The organism is Streptomyces sp. NPDC005408 (genome assembly GCF_040606445.1).
Lineage (GTDB): Bacteria > Actinomycetota > Actinomycetes > Streptomycetales > Streptomycetaceae > Streptomyces.
Window position 1 is genome coordinate 1 of sequence record NZ_JBEXEX010000032.1, and the last position, 12,247, is coordinate 12,247.

The following is a 12,247-nucleotide window of genomic DNA, read 5'->3' on the forward strand; positions in this document are numbered from 1 at the left end:
CCGTTACGAGAAGCGCGCCTACATCTACGGTGGCACTGTCACCCTCGCAGCCCTCATGATCTGGCTCCGAACATGATCCGAGAAACAGCGCCTAGGTCGGGTGGTCAGTTGATCGGACATGTCTGTCCGATTGGTACTCCAGCCGGAGTTTCGTGACCTGTCATAGGGTCAGGCGGTGAGCGCGGGCGGGTTGACGGGGGGCGTTTACGGCTGGAAGTACTCCGACATCAGGCGGCTGACCCATTCCGGCTGCTTGATGTTCACCGCGCGGAACTCCGCCATCGTCGGCTTCAGGTCAATGACCGGGGTGCCCGAGACCGCGTCGAGGCCCACCACCGTCAGTTCGCGGCCGTGGACGGATTCGATGGCGCAGCACGTTACCCCGATGCGGTTCGGTCTGCGGGGGCCGCGGCCGGCAAAGACACCAACGGGCGGGAGGTCGGAGCGGCCACGGTAGGGGCGGGGTTCGCGGTAGTCGTCGTGTTCCGGAAACTGGTCGAAGATGAAGAGGACCTCCACGTGGGAGAAGCCCTCCAGACCCTGGAGGCACGCCTCGCCGAAGCGCTCGTCGATGGTGATCGTGCTGCGGACGGCACCCCAGTTGTCCGTGTGCTGGACGTCCGTCCGGTTGTTCCGGACTGTACCTATCGGTGTGACCTCGTAGCTTGGCATGGCAAGGTTCTATCTCTTTGGTCAGCGTCGTGCCCAGATGAGGATGGCCGCGAGGTGGAGTGCGGCCTGGTAGGCGATGGCGAGTTTGTCGCACCGTGTGGCCAGGCCGCGCCACTGCTTGAGGCGGTTGATGCAGCGCTCGACGGTGTTGCGCTGCTTGTACCGACCACCTGCCGTTCCTTGCAGACGCGCGCCGAGCTGTTCGGCGAGGGCGAGAACCGCCTGGCGGTGGCGAGCGGGGTCGAGTCGGTCACGGAGGCCGACGCTCCTGGCCCCCTTCACGGCACGGTCGCCCTCGCCGCAATCCGGCTGTGGATCCATGAGCGATCCGCCGGACAGTCCTCAGTCGCGCCCCTGGAGGGCGTGGCGGAGACGTTCGTCGAGGGCGCGCGAGGCGGACGCCCACTTCTGCTGCTCCCTCAGCGCGTCGGCGACACCCAGGCCCTCCGGTTCGCTGGGCAAAGCCGTCGTAGTCCACGAACTCTCGTACGGGCCGATGTCGACGCCGCTCGCCTCCAGCGTGTCACGTCTCTCACGCTCCCAGCGCAGACGGCTCTGCTCCGCGGCGCGGTCCATCCAGATCAGCCCCTCGAAGTACCGGCGGGCGAGCGCGAGCTCCTCGTCGTCGAGCACCGCCCGGTGCGTGATGAGAAAAGCGTTCAGCTCAGGCTCCCGAGCCCTCGTGTCGAGCCCGCCCCCGTTCCAACGCGACTCCAGCTCCATCTCCTTGAGTAACTGCGTCAGCCCCCGCAGCGCCGAGATGCGCTCATCCCGGTAGGCAGCCCCCGAAACGCGTAACCGCTCGTACTCGGCCAGCCTGAGACTCGCCGACTCGTGCCCCGCCTGCCGCCTCTCGGTCCGCCTCCACTGGGCGTAGCCGAGTACGGCCACGCAGAGCGCCACGAACCCCGAACACATCACAGCCACCAACTCCATGCATGCAGTGTGCTGCCGCGGGCCCGCGCGGAGTAGATGACGGTCAGCGGATCACGAGCCCGGGCCGCATGCGCTGCCGCACCGAGAATGTGTTTCAGTCGCGGCCGCCCTGGAGGTAGTTGCCGGGTCAGTGCAGGCCGGACCAGTCGGTCCTCCTCCCCAGACGAATGGGGGGGCGCCGACTCCACATCGCATCCCTACCGGACACCACGCCCGCCGTCTTTGCGGGTCGGGGCCGAAGCTGCGGCTGCTGGAGACGGTGCTGGACTCGTCCGAGGCTACAGAGACTCCCGGAAGGGCGTTGGGTGGTGCGGGACCGCGTGGCAGCTGCCGCATTGCGTGAAGGCCGTCACCGGAGCCCAGGCTCTGCAGGGCAGCTGATGAGTCTCCGACGCGACTGGGACATCACTATCCGACCGGGGGGAAATGACAATTTATAGTGGCCCAATGCAACATGTTCCCAGATGGGCCTTGCTCTCGTCGGGATGTGCGCCTGTCTTGCTCATCGGAGGCTGGACGATCGCGGCGCTATTTGAGGGGCCCACCTACGACCCTGCCACTCAGACGATCAGCGTCCTGGCCGCCTACGGAGCTGCGGGATTCTGGGTGATGACCGCAGCTCTGATCGCCCTGGGTGTCTGCCACCTGCTGACCGCCTGGGGCCTGCGCACAGCCGCGCTCGCCGGACGTGTGGCGCTGGGCGGCGGTGGAGTGTCGGCGTTGGTCGTGGCTCTGCTCCCGCCGCCGAGCAGCGGGGGTTCCCTGCACCACGGTTCGGTTGCCGCGGTCGGCTTCACTCTCCTGGCGCTGTGGCCGGTCCTGGCCGCCAATCGCAAACGAGCCGCACCCTGGGGACTGCGGCCCGTACCCTCCATCGCCGCGACCGCTCTGATAAGCGTCGGGGCGGCCTGGTTCCTGATCGAAATCCAACATCACGGTGCCGCTGGTATCGCTGAACGCCTCGTGACATCCATTCAGGCCTTCTGGCCCCTCGTGGTCGTCGCCTCCTGCCTCCTCCGCCCCGACAACGATGGACCCTCGAACTGACCAGGGGCCGGCAGTTGGATACGGCCGGGAACGGATGCGAATTCCCGGTGCTGTATGACCTTCGCGCCAAGGTCGCGGAACTAGCGGCTTGATCCGGCGCCGCGACAAAGGAAGTGTCACTAAAGGGCCCGGGCCGAGCGGGCGCGCCGGATGTACGCCGAGACCCAGTGAGGACGGCCGCCGCCGGAACACCGTGCAGCAGGCCGCCGGCGAACTCGGCGTCAAACGTGTCACCGCCAACGGTGCCCGGGGTGACGCGGCGCATTGCGGCGGCGATGGCGAGCCGGTCCAGCAGCACTTCGTCGAGCGGGCCGGGCGCGCCGGGGCGTTCCAGCCACACCGTGCCGATCTCCTCCTCATCGAGTGTGACCGGCGTCGTGATGGACGCGGGCAGCGGCGGGGCGGGCGCTTGCCTGCCATCGGGCGACATACGGATCGCCCGGCCCGTGCCGTGGAGCCGGATCCCGGCCACGCACTCGGCCAGACCCGCCGAGGCTCGGGCGAGCGCCGGGAGATCCACCCGTCGGCGCATCAGGGTGTCGTAGAACATGACGACGCGGATCGCGCCTTCGACGTGCGCATCCAGGTGCGACAACCGTAGGGCAGCCAGTGCCTCCATGACAGGAGGATAGGCGCCGATCGGTGCGTGATGCGGGCGAGATGCCCGACGGATGGCGGATGATCCCAGGCGGTGGCGACCGTGAGGATGGTCGTCATGGATCCCGAACTCGAAGCATTCCTCGCATTGTTCCCCCCGGCCGACCTGACCGACCCGATCAACGCGCGTAAGGACCTGGCCGAGTTGGCCGCCGCGGTGCCGCAACCGGACACCGCGGACATGGAGATCGAGGACCGCACGGTGCCCGCCGATCTGGACGTGGCGGTTCGGATCTATCGCCCGCACGGGGCGCAGGGCGCCATCGTCTGGCTGCACGGCGGCGGATGGGTCATGGGTGACGTGGACACCGAACACCCGTGGGCCGCCCGGCTCGCGGACGGCTCCGGCGCGGTGGTGATCTCGGTGGGCTACCGTCTTGCCCCCGAGCATCCGTTCCCGGCCGCCCTGGACGACGCCTACGCGGTGCTGACCTGGACGGCCGAGCACGCAGCCGAGCTCGGTATCGACCCGGGGCGGATCGCGGTCGGAGGTCACAGCGCCGGCGCGGGGCTCGCGGCCGGGGTGGCGTTGCGGGCGCGTGACCAGCAGGGGCCGCCGATCCGCTTTCAGCTGCTCAACCAGCCCGGGCTCGACGACAGGCAGGAGACGTGGTCGGCGCGGCAGTTCACCGACACGCCCTGGTTCAATCGCGACAAGGTCACCGCAGCATGGCGGCACTACCTGGGCACCACGCCCGCCACACCGTACGCCGCACCTGCGCGGGCCGCCGACCTGACCGGTCTGCCACCCGCCTACATCGCCACCGCGGAACTCGGCCCGAACCGCGACGAAGACATCGACTACGCGCTGCGCCTGCTCCAGGCGGGCGTGTCCGTCGAACTGCACCAGTGGCCCGGCACCTTCCACGGGTCGCAGGCGATCCTGTCCGCCGAGGTGTCACAGAGGCAGAACGCCGAACTCGGCGCAGCCCTGCGCCGCGCCCGTGGCCGAGTGAGGTGGTAGCCGCCGACCACGCCGACCGCTGGGAAGTCCACCCCGAGGCGGACGAGGTCGTGTCCTGCCGCATAGGCGGGACACGCCTCTACGTCCGTCCGGAGCAGCCCAGGAGAAGAGGAAGTCCCCGCTCTCATCACCAAGCAGCAGCGGGCCACCCGCGCCGAGCCAAGCCTCACGTTCCGCGGGTGCCGGAGGGAGAGTCCGTCACCCCGCCTGCCGGCATTGCCGCGCCGTCGTGGCGCCGCCGCTCAGCTGTGTGGGCCAAGCACTCCACTTGGCGCACTCGGAATGAGCATGGTTCTGCGCGCCGTCGGACAGCTGCGCCGCGAACTGACCCGACGGCATCTGACGGGGCGCCCGATGAGCGGAGACGCTACGAGCAGTTAGGCAGCCTGGAAGGAATCGGGCCGGGCACCGGGCCTTTGACGGGCCGGGTACGCTTCGCTCAGCTCAGCCAAAGACCCACATTCTGGTGACAATGCCCTGCAACAGAGACTGCACCGCCGCCGCGCCGATCCCCGTTGACCGATCACTGAACACCCAAACGCCCGCATTGAATGTGTAACCACGGCCTGGCTGTATCGTGAACTCGAGTTCGGGCCCGGTAATCAGGTGCCACCCCTCACCTCCGGACGCGGATTCGCCCGCACCAATCCGCGTGCGCCACAGTTTGCGGCTGGCGGCAGCCAACAGTCGCCCATCCTCGAATACGGTGAGCTCAAAACCGCCTTCGGACGTGGCGTTACTGCCGATACCGACCGTTTTCAGCACGTTACTCCACCGACCAGGGTTGAGGACTGCGTGAGGGAACCTTTGCCCCGGGGTATCGGATCTGAGGAACACTCCAAAGCCTGCGTGCGCATTGACGAACCCGGATGCACCGCCAGGCAGTGCCCCTGACCGGGCGTCCAGACCGAGGTTTCCGCTGGGTCGGTCGATGAGAATGCTGAACGGCGCGTTGCCATTCCCGTCGTGCCACGCCCAGCTGAAGTCATACGGCGGGACAAACCCCAGGGATCGCAGGTTCGCAGCCCGTTGCGGTACGGGAGGCATGGCGTCGTACGTCAGGTTGGGCAGCGCGTCCCGCCGAAGTGTCTCCATTGCGTCAGGGCGCATGAGTTCGTGGGTGCGTAGCTTGTCGAGCGCCTTGACGGCGAGGGGGTCTTCTTCGATCAGCTTCAAGAACGGCCCGTTGACTGAGTCGGTCATCTCCGCCAAGTCGGCTTCCTCAGCACGGTCCTGTGCGACTGATGCCACAGAACGGGCTACGAGCGCCGCGACCGAAAGCTCCGCGTTCTTCCGGTCAGCTTCAGTCGCATCATCTCGAAACGAGATCTCAAATTCCGTCGACGATGCGTCCGGCGCTGAATACTTTGTCGCATCGGTCATCGTGATTCTCCTTGTCTGGCATGGAGTTTCGAACGCTCTTTCCGGGTCTACGCAGCCAAGCGTGACAGTCGGCAGTCGGCAGTCGGCAGTCACGAACCGTAACGGGCTGCGAGACTCACCTGGGTGTCGGCCCCAGCACCGTTCAGCGTCCACTGAATGTAGTGGTCGCCCCCCGTGACATTCATCGACAGCCAGTGCCCCGGCAGAACGAAGCCCTCCCAGAATTCAATCCAGACGCACGTTGGACCGCCTATACAGAAAGGCGTGGTGCACGCACATTTCCAGTAGTACGACGTGAACTTCGCGTTGGCAGTTCCTTCCCTGCCCACCATGGCGATCCCGGTGCCGCTGCCCAGCTTCCACTTGGAGGTTACAATCGCCCAGTCCCAGCCTTGAACACAGTTTTGAGCGCCATTGCAGAACGTCTCCTTGAACCAGGCTTGTTCGCCGGCATCTCTGGTCACGACCTGGCGGCCTTCTCCCGTGCGATCCTCCCCCAGTTCGTACGGTTTGCCCCCGTTCTCTCGCGCTACCGGGACATCTTCGATCGCGCGGCCGGATTCGATGACCCCGGTCATGCCTGGCTCGAACTCCACGAACTGAATTCCGCGGCCCTCGCCCAACGACAGTGTGGAATGGACCTTCGTGGGCGCGATCTGAGGAAGCCTTTCGGCCGGAGAATAGTTCTCGGTCTCTTCCATGGCTGATGCCCTTCTCTTTGTCACCGAAAATGGGGGCCGCGTGATCTCGGGCATATCCGTTTCACGGCGGAGGTTCGCAGAATTGACATCGCGCGGGACGGCCGGCCGCTTTTCTGTCACGGCAGGGTCGAGCCGTCGTGTCGGTTCGCCGGGCGAGTTCCGCCGTCTCGAATACCCTCGAATCGGTTGATCTCCTATCCGGCCCCTTGGGCCTCAGCCGCGCATAACCTGCGCGCTTCGGAGCCCAACAATTCAGGACTCTAAGGAGGGTGACTCGCATGCGCTCGCTGATTACTCCGTACGAGTGACCGGGTGCGCCCCTGGCCTGCACCGCAGCGACGTCGACGAGCCGACCCCGGCCATGCGACGTAGCGTGGAAGGCGCCTGCTCGGCTCGGTCCTGCTCTCCAACGCACGCTGAGAGAGGGCAGATGTCCACCTCCGTCTATCCCCCCCAGCTGCGGCTGCTCGGCCAATTCCAACTGGAATTCGGTGCCGAACCCGTAGAACTGGGCAGGAACACGCAACGACTGCTGGCCTTCGTCGGACTACGCAAACGCGTCAGCCGTACCGTCCTCGCCGGCACCCTCTGGCCGGATGCCACGGAGGAACACGCGCGCGGCAGCCTGCGCACCACCCTGTGGAAGCTACCGCGAGGCGGTCAGTCGCTCATCCAGTGCACCCGGGAGTCGATGGCGATCACCGACACCGTGAGCGTGGACGCCCACGCACTGGCAGAGACCGCGCTCAGCGTGGTGCGTGCCTGCGGGTCTCTCGGCGACAACACGACGCCGCTGGAGCTGCTCAACGGCGGAGACCTCCTTCCCGGCTGGGACGAGGACTGGGTGCTGCTCGAACGGGAACGGCTGCGCCAGCTGCGGCTGCACGCGCTGGACGCGCTGGCGGAGGGCCTTGCACGGCAGGGCAGACCTGCCCTGGCCCTGGAGGCCGCGCTGACGAGCGTACGAATCGAGCCGCTGCGGGAGAGCGCGCACCGGGCGGTCGTATCGGCGCACTTGGCGGAGGGCAACCTGATCGAGGCCGTACGCCACTACCACGCCTTCCGGCGACTGCTGCGCGAGGAACTGGGCGTGGAACCGTCAGCGCGGTTCGCCAGGATGATTCCGCCCGCGCACCGATAACGCCCAAGCGGCTTTGACGGCGGGATGACGACTCGATGACGGGTCCTGCCTAGCATCGGACGAGGGGAAGCGTACGGAAGGGGACTATTCATGACGTCGCTCGTCGACTACCGAAGCAACAGGATCGTCGAATTGATGGACGAGCCTGACGAACGCCGCGGCGCCGACTGGCTCAAGGAGTCGTTGCAGCAGGCCATCATGCTGGAACTCGCCACGCTTCCCCCCTACTTGTGCGGCCTGTGGTCGATCGAGGATCCCAGCCAGGACGAAGCCGTATCCACCGCCATACGGGAGATCGTCTTCGACGAGATGTCGCACCTGGGCCTCGCGGGCAATCTGCTCACCACCGTCGGTGGGGTACCCCGCCTTGCAGACGAAATGACGGTGCCGAAGTATCCGGGACCGCTGCCAGGAGGTGTACGGCCCGGACTGACCGTCTCGCTGAGCGGGCTGACGAAGGAGTCCCTGGACCTGTACTCCCGGATCGAGGAACCCGACGACCCGATCGCGGAAGCCAGGACCCACACCTCGATCGGCGCCTTCTACACCGCGATCCTCGACGCGTTCAGGCGCCACACCGATCTGATCACCGGCGCCCGTCAACTGGTCAGGCCCATGGCGCACCACGGGACAGGCAACGACCTCGTGGCGATCACCTCATTCGGCAAGGTTGAGGCAGCCATCGGTGTCATCAAGGAGCAGGGCGAGGGCACTTCAGCGTCACCGGAGAACCCTCACCCAGGAGAACCCGGTGAGCTGGCCCACTACTACGTTTTCCGGGAGATCTACCAAGGCCGCAAGCTGATCAAGACCTCCGAGGACCCGCCCCGGTGGGAGTTCGCCGGAGACGAGATCCCTATGCCCCGCGCTTTCCCCATGGGCACCGTGCCGCCGGGCGGCTGGGGAACAGCCGGTCCCTCGGCGCCCGATCCGGAAACGAGGACACTTCTCGACGCTGTCAACCACTCCTACAGCGAGATGCTGCGGTTCCTGGAACAGGCCTGGCAGACGGATGTGTCGGCCACGGCAAAGGCGCTGCTCAACAAGGCCGTCGGCCAGATGTTCGCCCTCCAGAATCCAGCCCGGTCACTGATGCAGCGCGAACTGCCCGACGGCAGCGGCAAAACCTACGGACCGGAATTCAGGTACGTCGACGGATAGGTGCCCAACAGCCCGTGACACGAAGACCGTCAGACGACGGTGACGGGCGCGATCATTCCCTTGACGGACTCCGCCGGAACGGGCGTGGCCTGCGTACTGATCAGATCGCCCGCTTCCACGGTTCCTGTCCCGGAGAGGTCGACGTGGACGCGGAGTCCGTAGGAGGCCGTGGGGTCGAGATCGGGCACCTCAACAGTGAAGGGGACACGGCCGCCCGGAGCCAACTCGATGTCCGACTGGACCTGTGCGCCGACCACCGTGGAGGGTGCGTCGGCCCGGGAAACGTCGCGGACCTCCACAAGGAAGCGGGTGGCCGGGCCTGTCGGCGCGTCGGGCGGCAGGGACACGAAGCCTGTGACGGTACGCGTCATGCCGCCCTGCCCGCCGGCGACCGTACTGTCGTCGTGCGCTCCGGCTCCCGTCCGTCGAGCCGTGACAGGAGCGCTGCGACCTCCGCGGTGATCGGCAGACCCGTCCGTTCCTCAACGAACAGCCACTGTCCTGCGGGGTTGACCTCGAAGAACACATACTCCCCGTCGGGACGCCGACGCAGGTCGACGGCCCCGTACACCAGGCCGAGGCTGCGCATGAAGCGCAGGAGTTGGGCGGTGAGGGCAGGGGGAAGAGTCACCGGCCGTACGGGTGCTTCGTGGACCACCATCCGCATGTCCACCGGGTAGCTGGTCGACGAGGCGTCGATCTCGGCCGCGAAGACACGATCGCCCACGATGGTCACACGGAGATCGGCCCCCGGCACGAACTCCTGGAAGATCACAGGGGCGTAGCGTACGGCGTCCAGAGCAGCCAGGTCTTCCGTCCGGACGAGCCGGGTCTCGCGCCAGGCGTCGGCGGAGGCGATGAAGGCCTTGAAGACGGTGCCGCCGACGCCCCCTTCCTGGATGAACCGGCGGGCCTTCTCCGGCTGATTGGTGACCAGGGTGCGCGGAAGTGTGAGCCCCATGCGGCGCGCCACTTCCCATTGGTAGGGCTTGTGGTGGGCGATTCCGTCCAGCGCGGGCGGATTGACCCAGGTGCAGTCGAGCGAGTGGAACAGACCGTTCAGTGCCTGGCCGGTCTCGCTGATCGCGAAGCTCTGGTCCCGGGCGGTGCCCAACGCCCTGTCGACGGTGAAGGGACGCACGCGCCGCCACCAGCCGACGCGGCACCGCTCAAGGCGGGCATGGGCCGTCGGCGTCGTGAGCGTATGGACCGGCCCCCCGGCCGCGGCGTAATCGAGAGTGATCTCGCCGCGGGCGGGGAAGTCGGCCAGGTCGACGCGGACCACCTCCCGGCCGTCGGCCTCCAGTCGGCGTACGACCGCGAGGGCGTGGTCCTCGTCGTAGGAGACGACCAAGATCATCGCTGCTGCCCGGCGCTACCGGCGCCGGCACCGAGCTGGGCCAGAAGGCCGTTGTGGCTCGTCATGACCGCAGAAAGTCCCTGCTGCAATGCGCCGACCAGCTGGCTCAGCTGGCGCACCTGCTCGGCCAGCCCGTCGGACTGGCCGACCAGAGCCGGAGACTGATGCGGCGTTGCCAGCACGAAGGGGCTGCCGACCGGCTGGCCGATGGGCTGGCCGATGGGCTGGCCGATCGGAATGTCCAGGGCGGGAAGCTTGTTGGGCACGTCCAGGAACGGGTCCTTGGGGATCTCCTTGAGAGTCCCGTCGATGATGGGGTCTTTGGGGACCTCCTTGAACGTGGGCGGGTGAACGGCCGGGTACATCATGTGCACTCCGTCGATGTCGCCCTGCGACAGCCCCGTGCGCTGGCCCATCACCACGCCCGGAGGCAGCGGGTTCCGCGGAACGATCGTCGGCTGGTTCGGGTCGATCGCGAACGCCGTGGCCGGGTAGTGCATGATCGAGCCGAAGTCGTACGGTCCCAGGTCGTCGCCGTCGGCGATGTGCTGAAGGAAGTTGTGCTGCATGTCCGGGTCGATGTTCGCGAACACGATCATGACGTGCTGATCGCGGTCTTCGCGGCTCTGCTCGTGCCACAGGCCCACCGTGTGGCCGATCTCGTGGATGGCGTTACCGGTGTTGCAGTTGGGGCCGAGCGTGATCGTCTGCCTGCCGCCTCTTCGGCCGACGTTCGAAGAACACCCGTCGCCCGGAACGAAGCGCACAAAATCCGGGAACTGTGCAGCGTCGGCAGCTGTCCGCTGCACGAACCGGATGCGGGTCCGCGATTGCCAGTGAGCGATGGCGTCCGTGACGCGCTGCTGGTTGGGAAGGGCGGGATCGATCTCGAAGGGCACGGTCGCGTTCGGCCAGCGACGCCGCTGCCCTCCCTCGATGGCCGGAATCCCGACCGACTCGAGCACCGGCCCCTGGGCGGCCAGATCCTCCACCTCCTGCACGGTGCCGAGCACGATGTCCCCTTCGAACATCGCCATCCCGTCCACCTCGGCGTACTGGAGGCCCTTGGCGCGGAAAGTAGCGCCCTCCACCAGGGCGGTGCCTGCGACCGGTCCCGAACGGAGCTCACCGCTGCCGTTCACCTTGCGGGAGGACGTCGCCTTGCGGGCGGCGGATTGCTTGCGGGGAGGGGTCGTCTTCTTGGCCGCGGTCTTGCGAGCGGTGGTCTTCTTGGTTCGGCGGGCGGGATCCGACGGGCCGGCGTTCATGCGTCACCTTCACTGCAGGGGGACAGAAAGTGCTGAGACGAAGACTTCGTCGCCCTCATGCATTCCACCGCCTGCCAGTCGGCTCGTACGCCATACGGGTAGGTTGCCGACCGCCGCCGACCAGGTCCGGGTGGGGCGGTCACGCGCGCTCCCCCGGTTGGCGGATCAACGGCGGCTGTTGTGACTTCAAGCAACCACAGACCGGAGACGGGCCCAGGACGAGCCGGCGGGCATCAGGATGTGCCGAGGCTGCTGATGGCTCCCCCGCAGCCGCCGGACGGGAGACTGCACGCCCTGGAGCGCGGTCCGCAGCTGGCGGCCGGGTCATTCGGCTGTGGCGAGGATGTCGGCCAGCGCCATGACGGCCTGTTCTGCGTCGGGGCCCTCGGCGCGGACGATCACGGTGCTTCCGGCTGTGGCGCCCAGCCCCATCAACAGGCGTCGTGTCCGAGTGATGGCTACGTAGTAAACCCGGCAGCCCCTATCGCGCACCACGTCGTCAGTCGAGGGCGAACGGGTCCTTGGACGGCGGCCACGTGTTTCGCTCGAACAGCCCTTCCGGCACCGGATCGAGCGGCAGCGGCTCGTCGCTCTGGTGGCCGTCGGTGCAGCGGGCGAACGGCCCTGTGACAGGGTCCAACAGGGCATGCAGATGCGGGTCGAAGTGGTGGATCCACCAGCTCGACATTCCCAAACCGGCGTCCCAGCGCAACGCCTCCCAGGCACGCCACAGGGAGTCCAGCCGGGAGAGCGCCACAGGGTGACGAAACCACTGCGGGCACCAGACTCGGCCGGAGTTGACGGTGGGACTGGGGACGAAATAGGCCAATCGGTCGGAGACAAATTCGGCAACGTTCGGGTACCACAGCTCTGCTGGGCGGGCGGCGCTCTCCTCGTCCCGCCGGATGTCCTGTGCCGACTCGTTCCGCTCCTCGTCGGGGAGTGGTGATGTCATGG

Annotated in this window: 14 protein-coding genes and 1 pseudogene; 5 read left to right on the plus strand and 10 right to left on the minus strand. The window is 67.1% G+C overall.

Going from position 1 to position 12,247, the window contains the following annotated elements; all coding sequences use genetic code 11:
• Window positions 1-204: 204 nt before the first annotated feature.
• The 3 genes and pseudogenes from ABZS64_RS25945 to ABZS64_RS25955 form a co-directional block, all read right to left on the minus strand.
• Window positions 205-672, minus strand: a complete 468-nt coding sequence (locus ABZS64_RS25945) for an SAM-dependent methyltransferase (protein ID WP_355834245.1) — start codon at window positions 670-672, stop codon at window positions 205-207.
• A 21-nt stretch (window positions 673-693) separates the two neighbouring features.
• Window positions 694-834: pseudogene (locus tag ABZS64_RS25950) on the minus strand (IS5/IS1182 family transposase); the annotation flags it as partial.
• 180 nt (window positions 835-1,014) lie between these two features.
• Window positions 1,015-1,608, minus strand: a complete 594-nt coding sequence (locus ABZS64_RS25955; protein ID WP_355834248.1) for a hypothetical protein — start codon at window positions 1,606-1,608, stop codon at window positions 1,015-1,017.
• A gap of 447 nt (window positions 1,609-2,055) precedes the next feature.
• On the opposite strand from ABZS64_RS25955, the gene ABZS64_RS25960 reads away from it, so the two are divergent.
• The 3 genes from ABZS64_RS25960 to ABZS64_RS25970 all read left to right on the plus strand — a co-directional run bounded on the left by ABZS64_RS25960 (window position 2,056) and on the right by ABZS64_RS25970 (window position 4,276).
• Window positions 2,056-2,655 carry a DUF998 domain-containing protein gene (locus tag ABZS64_RS25960; protein WP_355834251.1) on the plus strand — a complete coding sequence of 200 codons (600 nt, stop codon included), beginning with the start codon at window positions 2,056-2,058 and terminating at the stop codon, window positions 2,653-2,655.
• A gap of 193 nt (window positions 2,656-2,848) precedes the next feature.
• Window positions 2,849-3,256 (plus strand): hypothetical protein, encoded by a 408-nt coding sequence (locus ABZS64_RS25965; protein ID WP_355834253.1) that lies wholly within the window; start codon window positions 2,849-2,851, stop codon window positions 3,254-3,256.
• Between the two features lie 114 nt (window positions 3,257-3,370).
• A complete protein-coding gene (locus ABZS64_RS25970; RefSeq protein WP_355834256.1) occupies window positions 3,371-4,276 on the plus strand; it encodes an alpha/beta hydrolase in 906 nt (301 codons plus the stop codon).
• Window positions 4,277-4,720: 444 nt separating this feature from the next.
• On the opposite strand, the gene ABZS64_RS25975 is transcribed toward ABZS64_RS25970, so the two are convergent.
• Both ABZS64_RS25975 and ABZS64_RS25980 read right to left on the minus strand, forming a co-directional pair.
• A complete protein-coding gene (locus tag ABZS64_RS25975; protein WP_355834259.1) occupies window positions 4,721-5,659 on the minus strand; it encodes a hypothetical protein in 939 nt (312 codons plus the stop codon).
• Between the two features lie 89 nt (window positions 5,660-5,748).
• The gene (locus ABZS64_RS25980; RefSeq protein ID WP_355834262.1) at window positions 5,749-6,360 is read right to left on the minus strand and encodes a hypothetical protein; all 612 of its coding nucleotides are present in this window, start codon (window positions 6,358-6,360) and stop codon (window positions 5,749-5,751) included.
• A gap of 430 nt (window positions 6,361-6,790) precedes the next feature.
• On the opposite strand from ABZS64_RS25980, the gene ABZS64_RS25985 reads away from it, so the two are divergent.
• Window positions 6,791-7,501: a BTAD domain-containing putative transcriptional regulator gene (locus ABZS64_RS25985; protein WP_355834264.1), complete on the plus strand. Its 711-nt coding sequence runs from the start codon at window positions 6,791-6,793 to the stop codon at window positions 7,499-7,501.
• A 90-nt stretch (window positions 7,502-7,591) separates the two neighbouring features.
• Entirely contained in the window at window positions 7,592-8,662 is a 1,071-nt protein-coding gene (locus ABZS64_RS25990; protein ID WP_355834267.1) for a ferritin-like protein, read from the plus strand.
• A 29-nt stretch (window positions 8,663-8,691) separates the two neighbouring features.
• Here the strand turns inward: ABZS64_RS25990 and ABZS64_RS25995 are convergent, their stop codons facing one another.
• The 5 genes from ABZS64_RS25995 to ABZS64_RS26015 form a co-directional block, all read right to left on the minus strand.
• Window positions 8,692-9,033 carry a YbaY family lipoprotein gene (locus ABZS64_RS25995; protein ID WP_355834270.1) on the minus strand — a complete coding sequence of 114 codons (342 nt, stop codon included), beginning with the start codon at window positions 9,031-9,033 and terminating at the stop codon, window positions 8,692-8,694.
• A complete protein-coding gene (locus ABZS64_RS26000; RefSeq protein ID WP_355834274.1) occupies window positions 9,030-10,022 on the minus strand; it encodes an MvdC/MvdD family ATP grasp protein in 993 nt (330 codons plus the stop codon). Before ABZS64_RS26000 ends, ABZS64_RS25995 begins: the two co-directional genes overlap by 4 nt.
• Window positions 10,019-11,290, minus strand: coding sequence for a Dot/Icm T4SS effector Zinc-dependent metalloprotease LegP (gene legP, locus ABZS64_RS26005; protein ID WP_355834276.1), 1,272 nt, complete (start codon window positions 11,288-11,290; stop codon window positions 10,019-10,021). Before legP ends, ABZS64_RS26000 begins: the two co-directional genes overlap by 4 nt.
• A 324-nt stretch (window positions 11,291-11,614) precedes the next feature.
• On the minus strand, window positions 11,615-11,722 hold the full coding sequence (locus ABZS64_RS26010) for an HPr family phosphocarrier protein (RefSeq protein ID WP_355834279.1): 108 nt from the start codon (window positions 11,720-11,722) through the stop codon (window positions 11,615-11,617).
• Between the two features lie 67 nt (window positions 11,723-11,789).
• Window positions 11,790-12,245, minus strand: a complete 456-nt coding sequence (locus ABZS64_RS26015) for a DUF4913 domain-containing protein (RefSeq protein ID WP_355834282.1) — start codon at window positions 12,243-12,245, stop codon at window positions 11,790-11,792.
• Between the last annotated feature and the right edge of the window lie 2 nt (window positions 12,246-12,247).